This window comes from Marinobacter sediminum (genome assembly GCF_023657445.1).
Classification (GTDB): domain Bacteria; phylum Pseudomonadota; class Gammaproteobacteria; order Pseudomonadales; family Oleiphilaceae; genus Marinobacter; species Marinobacter sediminum_A.
The window spans coordinates 3,728,406-3,745,636 of record NZ_JAGTWY010000001.1 but is presented as its reverse complement, the minus strand read 5'-3'; the positions used below and the strand labels follow the sequence as shown (position 1 = coordinate 3,745,636).

The following is a 17,231-nucleotide window of genomic DNA, read 5'->3' as shown; positions in this document are numbered from 1 at the left end:
TTGCCGGTTATTCCGCGGAATTCTTTTCATTACGATCATTCCCATCATACTGATGACGGCGCGCTCTGGGATGACTCTGGTCATAAACACGAGCCAAATGCTGAAAATCAAGATGAGTATAGACCTGGGTGGTGGCAATATCCGCATGGCCCAACAGTTCCTGGACCGCCCGGAGATCCCCGCTGGACTCCAGCATATGGCTGGCAAAGGAGTGGCGCAGCATATGCGGGTGCATCTTCTGATCCGCCCCCTTTGCCACGCCCCACCGACTGAGCCGCGCCTGGATGCTTCGACGACTCAGACGATCCCCCCGACGACTGACAAACAGCGCCTGTTCCGGTTCAGGTGCCAGTGCCGTTCGCAATGGAAGCCAGGCCTTCAGGGCGGCCAAAGCCTTGCTGCCGACCGGCAGAATCCGCTCTTTGCTGCCTTTACCCAGAACGCGGATTTCCCCTCCCTTCGGGTCTACCGAATCCAGATTCAGGCCCGCCAGCTCGGACAAACGAAGGCCAGAGGAGTACATCAGCTCAAACATGCACAGATCCCGGACTTCCAACGGGTCGTCTGGACTGGCATCAAGAAGGTGACTGAGCTGATCGACGTCGGCCACCTTGGGCAGCCGCCGGCCGCTTTTGGGTGCCCGAATGTCCAGGGCGGGATTATCAGTGGCAAGGCGCTCTCGCAAGAGAAACTGGTAAAAGCGGCGAGAAGAGGACAAATGACGGGCGATACTGCGACCACCAAGCCCTTCCCGACTCAGGGTCGCCACATAGCGACGCAAATCATGACTGGAGACCTTACGCCATTCACCGCACTGATCATGCCATAGCCAGGCGGCCAGGCGGGTCAGATCACGCTGATAACTGTCACAGGTACGGGGGGAATGTCGTTTTTCCGAGGCAAGATGGCGAATGAAATCGTCAATGGGGCCAGTCAGCCCCGGGGGCAGATCAACGGGCAGATTTGCCCCCGGCACCCTAGCGCGACTCCGTCGCAATATCGGCAACCGGAGCAGCGCCGGTATGGCGCTGAACCATAGAAGGCAGCAACCGGCTCAGGGTGTCACTAATGTAACTGAGGAACAGCGACCCCATGCTCTGGTCAAAATATCCCGGCTGACAGCTGCCAACGGCCAAGAGGCCAACAAGGTCATCACCGCGCAACGGCACCAGTGCGACCGACGCGATTGGCTCTTCCCTGTCAGGAAACAGAAATTCACGCTCGCTTTCCCGGAATTGGCCACAGACAGCACGGTCGCCCTCCAACAGGCCGCCCAGACGCTCCCGTGCCTCCACGGGACTGACCACATGAAGCGCACCCTGGGAGGCCTCGGGCAGTTCTGCATCGGTAAACAGCAGCACCGAGGCTGCGTCGAGACCGAAATCACCGCGAATACTGTCATCAATGGCCGAGGCCATGTCATTGAGGGTGCGCGCCTCAATCACCTGCATAAGCAATCGTTTGCTTTTCTCGAAAAGACGATCGTTGTGGCGGGCGATGGAGACCAGCTCCACCAGTTCCCGGCGCAGCGTGTCCCTCTGCTCGCGGAAAAGATGCACCTGGCGTTCCACGAGCGAAATCGCCCGACCGCTGTCATGGGGCAGGGTCAGACTGCGCAGCAGTTCATCCTGGTCGACAAAAAAATCCGGATTGGCACGCAGATAGTCTGCCACCTGCTCCCTGCTCAGCTCTTCGACCTTCTGGTGGGCCGTTTGTTCTGTCATCGTGATCTCCTGAGTATCAGGACCGTTGTTTGGAAGGCCGGCCACCTCGACGGCGACGACCGTTATTATCGCCCGGCAGCCGCAACTGGCCTTCGAAAACGCTGGTTGCAGGTCCTTCCATCATAACAGGGGCACCCTCACCCTGCCATTCAATGACCAGCCGCCCTCCGCGCAATTCAACCTCCACGCGATGGTCCAGCAAGCCGCGCAAACAACCCACCACAACGGCGGCACAGGCGCCGCTGCCGCAGGCAAGCGTTTCTCCGGATCCGCGTTCGAATACCCGAAGGCGGACGCGCCCCCGGTCGATGATCTGCAGAAACCCGATATTGGCCCGTGCCGGGAAACGCGGATGCTTCTCCAATCTGGGCCCGAGGGTTTCCACCGGCGCCTGCTCAACATCATCCACCAACAGAACACCGTGTGGGTTGCCCAGGGAAACCGCGCTGAGTTCGACGGTCTGGCCATCCACCTCCACCGTGTACACATCTTTTCGGCAATCGGCGGCAAACGGTATGGCAGGGGGATTGAATTCGGGCACGCCCATATTGACCATGACCATGCCATCCGTGCCTACCCGCAGCTCAATAACACCCTTAGCGGTCTGGACGCGGATAATCTTCTTGTTCGTCAGACGCTGATCGCGCACGAAACGGGCGAAACATCGGGCGCCATTACCACACTGCTCCACTTCAGAGCCATCGGCATTGAAGATTCGATAGCGAAAGTCGACATCTGGCAACCCCGGTGGCTCTACGACCAGCAACTGGTCAAAGCCAATACCAAAGTTCCGGTCCGCCAACTCCCGGATCGTCTCCGGACGCAAGCGAAAGGGCTGGCTGATCGCATCCACCACCATAAAATCATTGCCCAGCCCGTGCATCTTGGTAAATCTGAGCACAGGGCCCTGGCCGCGTCGCTGCTGATTCATCTCCTGATCACTCATTCCGGCAAGCAACTCTCTGGTGCGACCTGTTCATCCAGGGTTTCCCGGCGACGAACGATATGCACCTGATCACCATCCACCATCAATTCTGGCGGCCGGTTCCGGCTGTTGTAATTGGAGCTCATCACAAACCCGTAAGCACCGGCCGAACGAACCGCCAGCAGATCGCCAGCCTGCAGTCGCAACTGCCGGTCTTTGCCGAGAAAGTCACCGGTCTCACACACCGGCCCGACGAGGTCCCAGGGCTTTTCCTCACCATCCTGATGTGGCCTGACCGGGATGATCGACTGCCAGGCACTGTAGAGGGCTGGCCGGATAAGATCATTCATGGCGGCATCAATGATGGCAAAGTTTCGATGTGCAGTGCACTTCAGAAACTCCACCCGGGTCAACAGAATGCCGGCATTGGCCGCAATGGAACGACCCGGCTCCATAATAAGCTCAAGCTTGCGGTCACCAAGCCGTTCAGCCAGCGCCTTGACGTAATCCGACGGCTGGGGTGGCTGCTCCTGGTCGTAGGTGACCCCGAGACCGCCACCGATGTCCAGGTGGCGAATATGTATGCCCTGGGCCACCAGGCTGTCGATGAGCACCAACACCCGATCCAGGGCGTCCAGAAAGGGTGACACCGACGTCAGCTGGGAACCGATATGACAGTCGACGCCCTGGATATCCAGATTCGGCAAGGTCGCCGCTCTGGCATAGACGCCTGGAGCCTCGGCAATATCGATGCCGAACTTGTTCTCTTTCAGGCCGGTCGAAATATAGGGATGGGTACCGGCATCCACATCCGGATTCACCCGTAGCGAAACCGGTGCCTTGACACCCAGCTCACCCGCGACCTTGTTGAGCCGGTCAAGCTCGGTGTCGGACTCCACATTAAAGCAGCGTACGCCGGCTTCAAGGGCGCGTTTCATTTCCCATTCCTGCTTACCAACACCTGAGAACACGACCTTGCCGGCGTCACCACCGGACCGTAACACCCGTTCCAGTTCGCCAGCAGAAACAATGTCGAACCCTGCTCCGAGCCGTGCCAACACGTTCAGAACCGCAAGATTGCTATTGGCTTTGACCGCGTAACACACAAGGTGCGGGCGTCCCTTCAAGGCATCATCATACGCGCGGTAATGGCGCTCGAGAGTAGCGCGGGAATAGACATAGGCCGGCGTACCGAAACGTTCGGCGATTTCGGAGACAGGCACATCTTCGGCGTAAAGTTCGCCGCTGCGGTAATTGAAATGATCCATTATTTTCCTGATTCGTTAATCGGGGACGGATGACAGGACGTTACTCGCCCGACTCCTTGCTGTTGCGCGTATCGTTAATACCGGGCCCGGCGTCCACGGCTTCCACCGCCGAGCGGACCGATGCATCCTGGTGCTCTCTGAACAGCGGGCCTTTCTGACCACAGCCGCCAAGCGCCATCATCAGGACCAGGCCGGTGAGCAAAATTTTCACATCGCGCATTCGTGCCATCCTTCCTTCACTATGGCTGAAGTATACCTGAGAGGCGGCCTGCACGGCGAGAAGGCTATCGCCCGGATTGCAGCTCACGATTCAGTGATTCCTCGAGAACTGAACGGTAATAAAGGTACTGACTGGTCTGAATATCCTGCTGGTATACCTGGGGGTCCAGATCATGAGGCAAATGCACATCGGTCAGATACACAGGGTAGCGTTCATGGCTCTGACGCAACGAGCGGATATAGTGGGCGACTGCCGGAATCAGCCGGTCGCCATACTCCTGTACGGTAAACTCCTGTTCGCCACAGAAGATATCAAAGCGCACCCGGTTGCCCCCTTCCTGAACGCCGACCGCCTGGACTTCAAGACCCGGCAAGGGCGCACCGGAATCATCCACAGGCCGGTTTTCTGCCCGCCAGTGGCCGTCACTATTCACAACCTCATAACACTGAACGCCCGCAAGCACCGCCGGCGCATCACTGCGTCGAAGCATTCGTCGCTCAATCAGGTTTTCAAGAAACCGTAACAACGGCGTCAGCAAATAGCGCCGGTTACTGACCGCCTGCTCCCAGAAAGAGATAGATCCCAACTCATCCACCACCCAGATGCTGGCACGCTCACCGCGAATCCGATAAAACAACTGGATGCTATCCGGCTCACTGGCCTGACATACCGCCCTGAGCGCCGGATTTTCCGGTATCGCATAGCGATCAAACACAACGGGCAGATACTGCTCCTGAGGCAGGGCAAGATGCCCCATGAGCGTCCCAAAACTGTCCAGAACAATAAACCCCGGTTCGGTACCGTTAAACTGGAGCAGAAAATAGCGACGATCCATTTCAATCACATAACGCAAGGGGTGCGGGCCCGCACTGCCGGCGAAGAACTGTCGCAAGACATCGCTGAACAACTCCTGGACCCGACGGGCGATGGCAGTACCATGGCCGCGGTTGTGACTATGCACCTGAATGTCCGGAATATCCGAAGGGTTGCCGGCCACTGAGGCCAGCACGTTTTTCAGGCACTGTACCAGGGTGTCCCCGGTCGCATAGTGCTGAAGACTTACCTCGTGCCAGCTGTTGAAGGTAATCTGGTCAATCGTGATTACCAGGTTTTCCCTGCCGCCACTGAACCCGAGGGAATCGTGCCTCGCACTGAGCTTGTGCAGCCCCCTCTCGGTAAGGTGTGCCTGGGGATCAACGCCGACGTTAACCAGCAGCAGATTGCGCAATGGGCGCACACCCCGGGACAGCGCATCACGACCAGCAGCCTCAACCGGGAAGGAAAGAAAACCCGAGAGCGCATCCAGCATTTCCTTCAGCTCGCTCACCGAAGCGACGCTGTGCCCAGCTCGCACGTTCAATCGGGTTGAACGGGTAAGCAGGCCATTGCAGTAACACCAGACCATAAGTTCTGTCAGGTTGCCCGATCGCCGAATCACGGGCTGCCAGAAGGCGTCCGCCGGATCCTCAAGATCCCGGTAGAGTAGCCAGCCCTCGCCGTCACTGCCCTGCTCCGCCTGATGATGAAACGCCAGGTTTTCTTCCGCCAGCGACGGGGCCAGCCCCGGGTTTATCTGTTCTATTTTGCCGGCCTTGCGCTGAAACGCGGCATACAACTTACGCCCAAGCAGGTTGATATCAGCGGCACTGATCGCTGCCCGGGTGCCATGCTCCCGGGCCATTCTCGACAGCAGCCGGTAACTGTGGGTGAACTCCGTCACAATGGTCCTGCGCAGCGCGGTAACCTCTTCCGCTCGCCAGCGCTGACGGTTATCGAGCTCACTCAGGGTCGTCTCGGTCCAGCCCCAGCGAGTGACCAGCTGCCTCAGCAGATGGACTCGCCACTGCCCGGGCGCCTCTTCAGTACGGGTCAGGGGAAGCCCGGCTTTCAGATACAGGCTCCTGCGCACCAGGTCCAGCCTTGACCTGACCTCAGGACCTGACAGCCAGCTTTCCAGGCGACTGTATAACAGCACATAGGGATCCAGCTCGTCCGCACCGGTTTCGCCACGGAACACCGCCTGTTTGAAAACGCTGGACAACAGTGGCTGACCACTCGTCTGGGCGTAGCACTCGATCAGCAAAAGCTTGAGTATTGATTTCCAGGGCGCATCAATCCCCTTGTAAAGCTGCCAGACACCAGCTCCAAGAAATTCTTCATCGGGGATGGCGGGCACCGGGCCAAAATCGATGTATTCCTCTCCGCGAATGAAGCGGCAATCGACTAACTGTCGCATGCACTCGTCGTAACGCTGTTCACAGTCCGCCGGGACAAGCCACCACATCGGGTGACAGCCAGCCAGATGGATACTGGTACGGTAAAACTCATCCAACAGAAGGAAGTGCTGGGCACTGCCACAGTTTTCACCCATCACCTCCGCCTTCTGACGCCCCGCGCGCCAGTCTTCTGCACAGAAGACAAACACATGCAGCTCGACACCGAGAGACGCCGCCCATTCAGACAGTCTTTCGGCCTTACGCTCCAGACAATGAATGCCCCGCTCCGAAAGATCGTTTCGATGGCACAACCAGACATCCAGATCACTGGCTACCGAGTGCCCGAGGGTGCCCGGGCTACCCATGAGAAACAGGGCATCCAGATCCGGCTTACGTTTGCCCTCATCCCGAACACTGAACGTGCGAGCCAGCCGACGGGCGGCGCTGAGGGTCAGTTCCGATGGTTGATAATGGGCGACACCGTATGGGCAGTCACCATCCACGTAACCTGGCAAGGCAGGATGATTGATGTGAAATACCAGGGGCAGGATCTCCAGCAGCATCTGCTGACGGTAGGTCAGCGCCGAGTGCGCGCGCTCCCACCTATGCTGATTGACCGCGAGAAACCGGTCTCTCAGACGACGCAGGGTCTTTCGATCTATACCCTCATCAAAATCAAGGGCAATCGGTGCAGCGTGGGCAGTCAAGGCAGCTCCTGCGGAGAGGTTTTTTTCGGTCTCAGGATCAGTATGATGACCGCATCGTGGCAAAACCAACAAAAAAATAAAAGCGGTGCCGGCGCGTTCCTGGCAACTCGCCGAATCATACCGCAGAAAACCGAGGCTCACCCGTCGTGAAAGAATTCGTCATTCGCCGCTATCGTTCCGATCAGGCTCAGAGCTCCCACCGCAGCACACTTCTGCGCATTGACGACGAGGGCCGGGTCCTGTTCGCCGACCATTACGCAGAAACGGTACTGGGATACGACGCCAATGAACTGGAGGGCGAGCCGGTACACCGGGTGCTTGCGTCCCGCCAGGATGACCCGTTTGCTCCCGCCAATCGCCACCGAATTGAACGCGGCCAGAACGTGCTGGTGACTTTCCGCCACAAGGAAGGTTTTTTCTATACCGCATGCCTTAGCCTGCGCCTGAACATGCGGGACTCAGACAAGGCCGCCAGTGCCAACATCATCCATCGGGATAACTCCGCCATGGACCCGAGCCTGCTGCGTTCAGCCGAGTGCAACGCCAGCTTCGGGGTCTGGGAGCTGGATACCCGCAGCAATGAAATGACGTGGACCGAGGGCATCTTCGAACTGCTGGAGCTGCGGGCTGGCGCTGAAATCACACCGGAACAGGCACTGTTTTACTGTCAGACCGGTCAGGCCAGGGTACGGGCTCTGTTTCGCCGCTGCATCCGGACAGGCGAGCCCTTCTCGCTGGAACTGAACGTCCTTACCTCGCGGCAAAACACTCGCCGGATGACCCTGAGCGGTATGGCCCTGAAAACCGGAAGCCGGAAGCAGCGGCTTGGCGGCACGCTGGTCGATCGCACCCCCGAGATGCGCCGGGATCTGGCTCGCCAGCAGGCAGAGCAGGTTTTGTCTGCCACTACAAAGGCAACTCCCGACCTGGTCGCTGCAGTGGACCTGGAGCTCAACCTGATGCACTGCAACCATCACTTCGTTCGGCAGTTTGCCAATGCATTCGGAATCACCCCCACGCCCGGCGATAACCTGAAACAACTGCTAACGGACCATCCCAACGAACGGCGGCTGATCGAGCGGCTCTGGCAACGGGCGTTTGATCGCGACAACTTCGTGGTGGAAATGCCGCTGGCTCAGCAAAACCGTGAATTACCCGTTTACGAATTTCACTATCAGCGTCTGACCGACAGCCAGGGAGAGGTCATCGGAGCAGTGCATGTAGCTCGGGACATAAGCAACCGGGCCAGTCATGCCAGCAGTAGCGAATACCGTATCTGTCACGACCCTGTCACCGGCCTGTTGAACCGCCGGGAATTCGTTGCCCGGCTATTACGTACGCTGGAGCAGAAAACCCATCGAAAATCCTGCGACAGCCTGCTGTATCTGGACCTGGATGAGTTCGATCGCTTCAATGATATTGCCGGCGGCGGTACCTGTGACCGCTACCTTCGCGAGCTGGCTGGCAACCTTGGTATTCGGGTGCGCCAGCGTGATGCCCTGGCGCGACTGTCCGGAGATACCTTTGCCCTGCTGATAGAGAATTGCCCTGAAGCCCGGGCACGAAAAATCGCTGAGGACATTCTGGCGCTGATAGGTGAGTTCGTTTTTGAGTGGCAGGACCACCAGCTGCAAACAACAGCCTCGGGTGGTTTGCTGGTTATGGAAAACGACGTTCCGAGCGACCCGGAACAACTGCTGAGCCAGGCTTCCGACCTGTGCCATACCGCAAAGACCTCCGGACGCAACCGCATTCATACCGCCCATGCGATTGCCCAACACGCTGACGAGAGCATGGCGGGCAAACGCCTGGAAGAGCTCCGCAGGGCCCTCGATAATGACGGGCTGATTCTGGAGTACCAGTCATTGCGCCCGGTCGCGAGCGTTACCTGGGGCGACCACATTGAAATCCTGTGCCGCATCCCCGGAGATTCTGACGACCAGACACTGCTACGGCCTGATCAGTTCCTGCCGGTGGCCGAACGTTTCGATCTCGCAAAACGACTGGATCGTCAGGTAATTCGACAGACACTCGACTGGCTGGGCAAACATCGCCTGCTGGAACCACGGATAAAATACGTTGGATTCAACCTGTCCCTCGCCAGCGTTCTGGATGACACCTTTGCAGACTTTATGGCGAAGGCTTTGCAGGCGTCGCCGTATGCACCGGAGTGTTTCTGCCTGGAAATACGGGAATCCCATGCCACACAGTATCCGGATGACGTGGCAGTGCTGTGCGACGCCCTCCACCGGGTCGGATGCCGGGTGGCCCTCGATGGCGCCGGCGCCTCTGTTGAGAGCTACAGTCTGGCCGCAAAACTGCCGGTAGACATTATCAAGCTGGACCGGAGAATCATGCAGCACCTGGAAGACGATCCGGTGCAACAGGTAATGATTGAGGCGCTGCATCGCATTGCCGAAGCGGCGGGTAAAACCACCGTGGCAACGTTTATCGAAAGCGATAACACACTCAGCAAGGTAAGAACGCTGGGCATTCACTACGGCCAGGGCTTCAGATTGTCACGCCCCCAACCGCTGGCGGAACTAACCCCGGCTGCGGTAGACCTGACCACCGGGCGCATCGGCGGATAGCCGTTACGCCCGGTAATAAGTGCAGCCGGATCAGCCCAGAAGCGTGCGGGCCCGTCCAACGGCAGCCCGGACCTGGTCCGGCGCAGTGCCACCCAAATGATCGCGAGCCTGCACTGAACCCTCGAGGGTCAGCACATCAAACACATCGTCGCCGATCACATCGGAAAACTGCTTCAACTCGTCCAGAGTCATGTCAGACAAATCACGACCTTCGGCCACACCAAAGGCCACCGACTTGCCGACGATCTCATGGGCATCCCTGAAGGGAACACCTTTCTTGACCAGATAATCCGCCAAGTCAGTGGCCGTTGAGAAACCACGTTTGGCGGCCACCCGCATATTGTCGGCCTTGGCACGAATCGCCGGAATCATGTCCGCGTATGCCTTCAGGCAACCCTTGACGGTATCAACGGTATCGAACAGGGGTTCCTTGTCCTCCTGGTTATCCTTGTTGTAGGCCAGTGGCTGGCTTTTCATCAGCGTCAGCAAGCTGATCAAATGACCATTAACACGCCCGGTCTTGCCCCGGACCAGTTCGGGCACGTCCGGGTTCTTCTTCTGGGGCATGATGGAAGAACCGGTACAGAACCGATCCGGCAGATCAATGAAGTCGAACTGGGCAGAGGTCCACAGCACCAGCTCCTCGCTGAAGCGGGACAGGTGTGTCATCAGCAGGGCGGCAAAGCTGCAGAATTCAATGGCGAAATCCCGGTCACTCACGGAATCCAGCGAATTCTCGGTCGGGCGGTCAAAGCCCAGCAGTTTCGCCGTCATGTCCCGGTCGATGGGGTAGGTGGTTCCGGCCAGGGCGGCTGCACCAAGGGGCATCACGTTTACCCGCTTGCGGCAGTCCTGAAGGCGCTCGGCATCCCGCACCAGCATCTCGTACCAGGCCAGCAGGTGATGACCGAAGGTCACTGGCTGGGCTGTCTGCAGATGGGTAAAGCCCGGCATAATGGTGTCAGCTTCGCGCTCCGCCAGCCCAAGCAGTCCCGTTTGCAGTCGCTTCAGCTCCTCCGCGATCACGTCGATCTCGTCGCGCAGGTACAAACGGATGTCCGTCGCCACCTGATCGTTCCGGCTGCGGCCCGTGTGCAGTTTCTTGCCAGTGATGCCAATGCGGTCAGTAAGACGGGCTTCGATATTCATGTGCACGTCTTCAAGGCTTACGGACCATTCAAATGTGCCGGCCTCAATATCTGCCTTGACGCCTTTCAGGCCTTCTATGATTGTGTCCCGCTCTTCGTCGGTCAGCACGCCCACCGCCGCCAACATGGTGGCGTGGGCAATGGAGCCGGTGATGTCATGATGGTAAAGACGCTGGTCGAAACCGACAGAGGCGGTAAAACGCTCGACAAAGGCATCGGTGGGCTCGCTGAAGCGCCCACCCCAGGGTTTTTCGGAGGTTGTGGTCTGGTCAGACTTTTTCTGATCCGTCATGGTCTATCTTTCCTGCTGACAGCCCGGCATCATCTGGCGGGAATTGAGTACATTGATCGTGGCGGGAGTATAACATTCTGACACGTCTAAAGGAGACACCCCTGAACGGCGACAAAGGTGTGACAGACAGCGAATTCTTCGTGCCCGACCTGTGTCGGGTTCGGGCGGTCTTTTTGCTGCTGATTACCAGTGAGCTGCTGGTTCTGGTTCTGGCCATCGTACAGGCGGACGCTGGCTGGATAGACTGGAACTATTTCGGCCTTCTCTCGCTGTTCGTTCAGTGGACTACTCTGACAAGTGCAGCACTGATCTGCCTGCTGCGTCGAAAGCTGGCGGCAATGTCAGTTACCCGGGCCACGCTGAGCATCGTTGCCATCGTCCTGCTGGACGTTCTCGCCTTCAGCCTGTTCGCTGACAGTGTGCTGCACCCCCAGCCCGGAGTGGCTGTGTGGCAGAGCATTGCCAAGAAACAGTTGCTGGCGTTGCTGATCGTTCTCACGGTGCTCCGTTATTTCTATATGCAGCACCAGTGGCAACAACAGCGCGAAGCGGAAATGCAGGCTCACCTGACGGCGCTTCAGGCCCGTATTCAACCCCATTTCCTGTTCAACAGCATGAATACCATTGCCAGCCTGATCACGGTGAACCCTGACCAGGCAGAAGAGGCGGTGCTGGATCTGTCGGAACTGTTCCGCGCCAGCCTGCGAACGGGCGACCAGCTTATTCCCCTGGCAAGGGAACTGGACCTTTGCCAGCGTTACCTTGCCATTGAGGCCCTGCGACTCGGGGACAGGCTTACTCTCGAATGGGCCATCCAGCCAGGGCTTGAACAACAAGCCATACCTCCCCTCACCCTTCAGCCTCTGGTAGAAAATGCGATCTATCATGGCATACAGCCCAGGCAAGGTGGCGGCACCGTGCGCATTGAGGCCCAGGCCCGGGGCAATTTTGTATACTTGCTGGTACAGAATCCGAAGCCGGACCATAACGACCGCCAGCATGAAGGTAACCGCATGGCGCTGGCCAATATCCAGGCTCGCCTGCAGGCGCTGTTTGGCGAGCCGGCAGTGCTCAAGCACAGCCACCAGAACGACATTTATACGGTTACCTTGCGACTTCCGCGACAAAGCGCCAATACGCAGCCCACATCCCGGAAAAGGACGTAATACCCGGACATGAAAACTGAGCCAGCCCTCGCACGCAGCATTCTGATCGCCGACGACGAACCCCTCGCCAGGGAACGCTTGCGTCGCCTGGTGGACGCACTGCCCGGGTACCGGGTGTGTGGCGAAGCGGCAGACGGCGACGCGGCACTGAAGCAGGTGGCCCAACTGGAACCGGATATTCTGCTACTGGATATCCGCATGCCAGGCATGGACGGCATGGAAGCGGCAGCCCGCCTGGGTCAGCTGGCCAATCCGCCCGCGCTGATCTTCTGCACCGCCTACGATCATTATGCGATTCAGGCCTTTGGCGTCCAGGCCATGGCCTACCTCCTCAAACCCGTGCGCAAGGAAGCACTCGCAGAGGCTCTGAACCGGATCGGCCGGGTCAATCGGGTGCAACTGCAGGCGCTGACCGACCAGGCTGACCAGGACGATGAACAGCTGGCAGTTCGCACCTACCGGGGCACCGAACTGATTGACCTGAGCAATATTCTCTACTGCGAGGCCGATCAGAAATACGTCACCCTGCATCATACCCGCGGCGAAACGGTCTGCGATTACACCCTCAAGGAACTGGAAAGCACCTACCCACATCACCTTCTGCGTACGCACCGTCATACCCTGGTAGGTGTCCGTTTCATCCAGGCTCTCACGCGCTCGCCGGAGGGTCAGAACATGATTGTCCTCAGGGATGGCCGGGGCGAACTTCCGGTCAGCCGGCGCCACACCAGCAACGTACGGCAGTGGCTGCAGGAACATCAGCCGGGTTAATCGTCCCTCGGAATACCCCGACATCCACGGCGGGACTTTTTTGCTGTCACAAGGTAACCTTGGCGAACATTTTCCGAACCGACAGTGAGTGTCATGTCAAAACGTACCCTTCGCATCGCAACCCGCAGCAGCGCATTGGCTCTCTGGCAGGCAGAATTCATCAAGGCCGAACTGGAGCGCCTGAACGACAACATCGACGTCGAACTGGTCAAAATCAAGACCCAGGGCGACAAGATCCTTGACGTTCCGCTCGCCAAGATTGGCGGCAAAGGCCTGTTTGTGAAGGAATTGGAAGAAGCCATGCTGGATGGCCGTGCGGATCTTGCCGTGCATTCAATGAAAGACGTGCCTATGGAGTTCCCGGAAGGTCTGGGCCTGGTCGCCATTTGCGAACGGGAAGATCCGACCGACGCGTTTGTCAGCAATCGGTACGACAACGTTGATGCGCTGCCGGACGGTGCCGTGGTAGGTACCGCCAGCCTGCGACGGGAAGCCCAGCTGCGGGCCTACCGACCAGACCTGCAGATTCGGGTATTGCGTGGCAATGTAAATACCCGCCTCGCCAAACTGGATGCCGGTGAATACGAGGCGATTGTACTGGCGAGCTCCGGCCTCAAACGACTCGGCTTCCATGACCGGATACGTTATTGCATGCCAGACAGCATCTCCCTGCCAGCCGTAGGCCAGGGCGCCCTGGGTATCGAATGCCGGTTGGATGACAGCGAACTTCTGGCCATGCTCGCGCCGCTCAACCACACCGACACCTGGGATCGGGTAAGCGCAGAACGCGCACTCAATCGCCGCCTTGAAGGTGGTTGCCAGGTGCCCATTGCCGCCTATGCCCTGCTCGAAGACGAGAATACCGTCTGGTTACGCGGCCTTGTGGGCGCCGTCGATGGCACCCAGATATTCCGTGTCGAAGGTCGCGCACCTCGTTCAGAAGGCGAACGTCTTGGTCGGGAACTGGCAGAAGACCTGCTTGCCCTGGGGGCCGACAAGGTACTGGCTGAAATCTATGGCCACACCCCGCGCTAAGGTGCCCGATCTTCACGGCCGGCGGATTCTGATTTGCCGGCCGGAACCCGAGGCCTCAAGGCTTGCCAACTGCTTCCGCGATGCGGGCGCTGTGGCCCGGGTACTCCCCCTTATCGAACGGGAACCGCTGCCGGAAACACCGGAGCGGCGCACCCTGATCCTGGATCTTGACCATTTCTCCCATATCATCACGGTCAGCCCCTACGCGGCCAGGCTTCTGCTGGAGGAGCTGGACACCTGGTGGCCCCAGATTCCCTCCGGAATTCGCTGGTACGCCGTTGGCGCAGGAACGGCCTCTGTGCTCGCCGATTATGGCCTGTCTACACGGAAGCCCGTCGATGGCTGGACCAGCGAAGCCTTGCTGGAGCTTCCATCTCTGGCACAGGTCAGAGGAGAACGGGTGTTGCTGGTTCGAGGCGACAATGGCCGTGAGCTTATTCGCCAGACCCTCAAGGATCGCGGCGCCCGGGTGACCATCCTGCCACTTTATCGAAGGAGTATTCCAGACTACAGTCCGGAAGAGGTCGGCGGGATTCTCGGCGACTTTGCACCGGAGGCCATCGTCGCCCTCTCCGGAGAAACCTTGAACAATCTCATCGCACTATGTGCGAATAGCGGCCATAATCTATACGATAGGTTATTGATTGTTCCCGCTGAACGGGTTGCCGAACAGGCCCGGGCAGCAGGATTCAGAAATCCGTGTACACCAGGAAGCCTTGCCGACAATGACATCGTGGCCACCGTTGCGGCGCAACTCACCGGCCGGGACGGTGGCTCCGGAAAAGCCTAGTAAGGACGCCCGTGACTGATACTACGAATCAACTGCCCGCCCCTATACCCAAGGAACCACCCGCACGCCAGAAAATCTGGCCTGTCTGGCTCGTTGCCATCATTGCTCTGGTATTTGCCATTGCCCTAGCCGTCTGGAGCTGGCAACAGTGGAATAATCATCAGGCCGTACAGCAGACCCTCCAGAATCTGCAGCAGGACACAGCCCAGCTCGAGAGCCTCTATGGTGATCGTGGTAGCCAGCAAAACCAGCGACTGCAATCCCTCGAAGAAAAGCTGTCAGCCCAGCGGGAACTGATCGCCACCCAACAGAGGCAGATCGATCACAATGCCCGGGAACTGCTGGAAGCCGGGAATCGCACCCGGACCGACTGGCTGCTCGCAGAAGCGGAATATCTCCTGCGCATCGCCAACCAGCGCCTGATGATCGAGAAGGACATCCGCGGCGCACTGTCAGCCCTGCAGGCCGCCGATGAGGTTCTGGCCGAGTCTGATGACATAGGCGTGTATCCGGTGCGCCAGCAACTCGCCCGGGAAGTTCTCGCGCTCAAGGGCATTAGCGGGGTGGATCGCACGGGGCTTTACCTGAAGCTGGAAGCGGCCATCGACAGCATTCACCAACTTACCGACCAGGCACTGATCAACGATCAGGCTCCGGGCTTTGTTGGTACGACTGGCGAAGCGTCGGACAGCGCCCAGAGTGGCGAGCCAAACGCCCTGATGCGGGCCTGGAACAAATTCAAGTCGACACTGATGCAAGTGGTGGTCGTCCGTCGCCTGGACGAATCGGTCAAACCACTGCTATCTCCTGACCAGAGTGCCTACGCCCGCCTCAACCTCCAGCTGATGCTCGAGGAAGCCGAAATGGCCGTACTTCGCGGCAACCAGCCACTTTATGAGCGAGCACTGACCAAGGCACGGGATACTATTGATAACTGGTACAACGCCAGCAACCCCCGGGTCATGGCTCTTTCCGAAACCATGACCGAGCTGGCCAGCCGCAATGTCGACCCGACACTGCCGGATATCAGCCAATCCCTGGACCTGCTCAAGAAACGCCTTGCCGGCCGGCTCAATGCTGACGATGCCGGAGATACCGAATCCGGAACAAACGGAGGCGGTGATTCATGATTCGTCTGCTGCTGATTGTCCTGCTGGCGCTGCTGATCGGGACCGGACTTTCTCTGGGGCTGCAGTATGATCTGGGTTACATACGCATCAGCCTGGGTCACTACATGGTAGAGACCAACTTCTGGGTTGGCCTGGCGCTGCTGGTGGCCGTGATTGTGCTGACAGTCCTCACCCTCAGCCTGTTCCGTCGATTTCGTCATGGCACCGGCATGGTGGCCGGCTGGATTTCACGGGGCAACGAGCGCCGGGCCCGTCGCCGCACCACCCAGGGCCTGTTGGCGCTGGCGGAAGGTAACTGGCCAAGAGCGAACAAACTCCTGACGTCTTCTGCGGGTCATGTCGATACGCCACTGATCAATTACCTGGCGGCAGCACAGGCATCGTTTGAATCCGGCAATCATGAAGAGGTCGACGAACTGCTGCGCAAAGCCTTTGAAAGCACACCGGGATCGGACCTGGCGGTCGGCATTACCCAGGCCCAATTACAGTTAGCCGGTAATCGCCTGGAACAGGCCCTGGCCACACTGATCAGACTGCGCAAGCTGTCGCCTCACCACCCCTTTGTGCTCAAGCTTCTGAAAAATGCCTACTTGCGTCTGGAAGACTGGCGAGAGCTTTCGAAGATGCTGCCTGAACTGCAAAAGCGCAACGTTCTCCCGGATGATGAATTCAACGAATTACAACGCCTGGTCTGGCACAATCTGCTGGAACAGGCTGCTGAAGACTGTCGCCGGCAACGGCAGGCTGATCCGGATGCGTCCCTGGAACCGCTTACCCGTCTGTGGGATGAATTGCCCGGCTTCCTGCGCCGTGATGAATACACTATCCGGGATTACGCCCGACTGCTGGCTGACCTGGGCGAAGAAGCACAGACTGAAACCCTGCTCCGCAAGGTACTGCGCAATCACTGGAGCGACGAACTGATCAATCTTTACGGGCGGATTAAGGGGCACAAGCCGGACGAGCAGCTACTGCTCGCCGAACAATGGCTGAAAGACCGTCCAAACAATCCGGAATTGTTACTGGCGCTGGGACGGCTCAGCCTGCGAAATGAACTCTGGGGCAAGGCCCGGGAATATTTTGAAACCAGCCTGCGCTTGCGGCGCAATCGGGAAACCCTGGCGGAACTGAGCCGTCTGAACGCCCACATGGGCGAGGAACAAGTCAGTGTCAAACTGATGATGCAGGGGCTGGCCAAAGACAATGGCTTGCCGGAACTCCCCATGCCCAAGGCCTGACCGGAAGGGC

At 58.7% G+C, this 17,231-nt stretch carries 14 protein-coding genes; 7 read left to right on the top strand and 7 right to left on the bottom strand.

Annotated features, from left to right (window positions below; genetic code table 11):
* Positions 1-7: 7 nt before the first annotated feature.
* From xerC to KFJ24_RS17495, 6 genes are all read right to left on the bottom strand, one after another.
* Positions 8-949, bottom strand: coding sequence for a tyrosine recombinase XerC (xerC, locus tag KFJ24_RS17520; RefSeq protein ID WP_250832693.1), 942 nt, complete (start codon positions 947-949; stop codon positions 8-10).
* Between the two features lie 28 nt (positions 950-977).
* Entirely contained in the window at positions 978-1,724 is a 747-nt protein-coding gene (locus KFJ24_RS17515; protein WP_250832421.1) for a DUF484 family protein, read from the bottom strand.
* A 16-nt stretch (positions 1,725-1,740) separates the two neighbouring features.
* Positions 1,741-2,655 carry a diaminopimelate epimerase gene (gene dapF, locus KFJ24_RS17510; protein ID WP_250832692.1) on the bottom strand — a complete coding sequence of 305 codons (915 nt, stop codon included), beginning with the start codon at positions 2,653-2,655 and terminating at the stop codon, positions 1,741-1,743.
* Positions 2,656-2,666: 11 nt separating this feature from the next.
* On the bottom strand, positions 2,667-3,917 hold the full coding sequence (gene lysA / locus KFJ24_RS17505) for a diaminopimelate decarboxylase (RefSeq protein WP_250832419.1): 1,251 nt from the start codon (positions 3,915-3,917) through the stop codon (positions 2,667-2,669).
* 40 nt (positions 3,918-3,957) lie between these two features.
* The gene (lptM, locus tag KFJ24_RS17500; RefSeq protein WP_250832418.1) at positions 3,958-4,137 is read right to left on the bottom strand and encodes an LPS translocon maturation chaperone LptM; all 180 of its coding nucleotides are present in this window, start codon (positions 4,135-4,137) and stop codon (positions 3,958-3,960) included.
* A 64-nt stretch (positions 4,138-4,201) separates the two neighbouring features.
* Complete coding sequence (locus KFJ24_RS17495) at positions 4,202-7,060, bottom strand: class I adenylate cyclase (protein ID WP_250832417.1); 2,859 nt, start codon at positions 7,058-7,060, stop codon at positions 4,202-4,204.
* A 146-nt stretch (positions 7,061-7,206) separates the two neighbouring features.
* Here KFJ24_RS17495 and KFJ24_RS17490 point away from each other — a divergent pair, with 146 nt between their 5' ends.
* Complete coding sequence (locus KFJ24_RS17490) at positions 7,207-9,651, top strand: EAL domain-containing protein (protein WP_250832416.1); 2,445 nt, start codon at positions 7,207-7,209, stop codon at positions 9,649-9,651.
* 30 nt (positions 9,652-9,681) lie between these two features.
* Here the strand turns inward: KFJ24_RS17490 and argH are convergent, their stop codons facing one another.
* On the bottom strand, positions 9,682-11,091 hold the full coding sequence (gene argH, locus KFJ24_RS17485; RefSeq protein WP_250832415.1) for an argininosuccinate lyase: 1,410 nt from the start codon (positions 11,089-11,091) through the stop codon (positions 9,682-9,684).
* A 119-nt stretch (positions 11,092-11,210) separates the two neighbouring features.
* Between argH and KFJ24_RS17480 the strand changes: the two genes are divergently transcribed.
* The 6 genes from KFJ24_RS17480 to KFJ24_RS17455 all read left to right on the top strand — a co-directional run bounded on the left by KFJ24_RS17480 (position 11,211) and on the right by KFJ24_RS17455 (position 17,221).
* Positions 11,211-12,257 (top strand): sensor histidine kinase, encoded by a 1,047-nt coding sequence (locus KFJ24_RS17480; protein WP_250832414.1) that lies wholly within the window; start codon positions 11,211-11,213, stop codon positions 12,255-12,257.
* A 9-nt stretch (positions 12,258-12,266) separates the two neighbouring features.
* Positions 12,267-13,028, top strand: coding sequence for a LytR/AlgR family response regulator transcription factor (locus KFJ24_RS17475; protein ID WP_250832413.1), 762 nt, complete (start codon positions 12,267-12,269; stop codon positions 13,026-13,028).
* Between the two features lie 93 nt (positions 13,029-13,121).
* Complete coding sequence (gene hemC / locus KFJ24_RS17470) at positions 13,122-14,063, top strand: hydroxymethylbilane synthase (RefSeq protein WP_250832412.1); 942 nt, start codon at positions 13,122-13,124, stop codon at positions 14,061-14,063.
* Positions 14,044-14,853 (top strand): uroporphyrinogen-III synthase, encoded by an 810-nt coding sequence (locus tag KFJ24_RS17465; RefSeq protein WP_250832411.1) that lies wholly within the window; start codon positions 14,044-14,046, stop codon positions 14,851-14,853. The genes hemC and KFJ24_RS17465 overlap by 20 nt, the downstream gene beginning before the upstream one ends.
* 11 nt (positions 14,854-14,864) lie before the next feature.
* On the top strand, positions 14,865-15,983 hold the full coding sequence (locus KFJ24_RS17460; protein ID WP_250832410.1) for a uroporphyrinogen-III C-methyltransferase: 1,119 nt from the start codon (positions 14,865-14,867) through the stop codon (positions 15,981-15,983).
* Complete coding sequence (locus KFJ24_RS17455; RefSeq protein ID WP_250832409.1) at positions 15,980-17,221, top strand: heme biosynthesis HemY N-terminal domain-containing protein; 1,242 nt, start codon at positions 15,980-15,982, stop codon at positions 17,219-17,221. Before KFJ24_RS17460 ends, KFJ24_RS17455 begins: the two co-directional genes overlap by 4 nt.
* Positions 17,222-17,231: the final 10 nt, after the last annotated feature.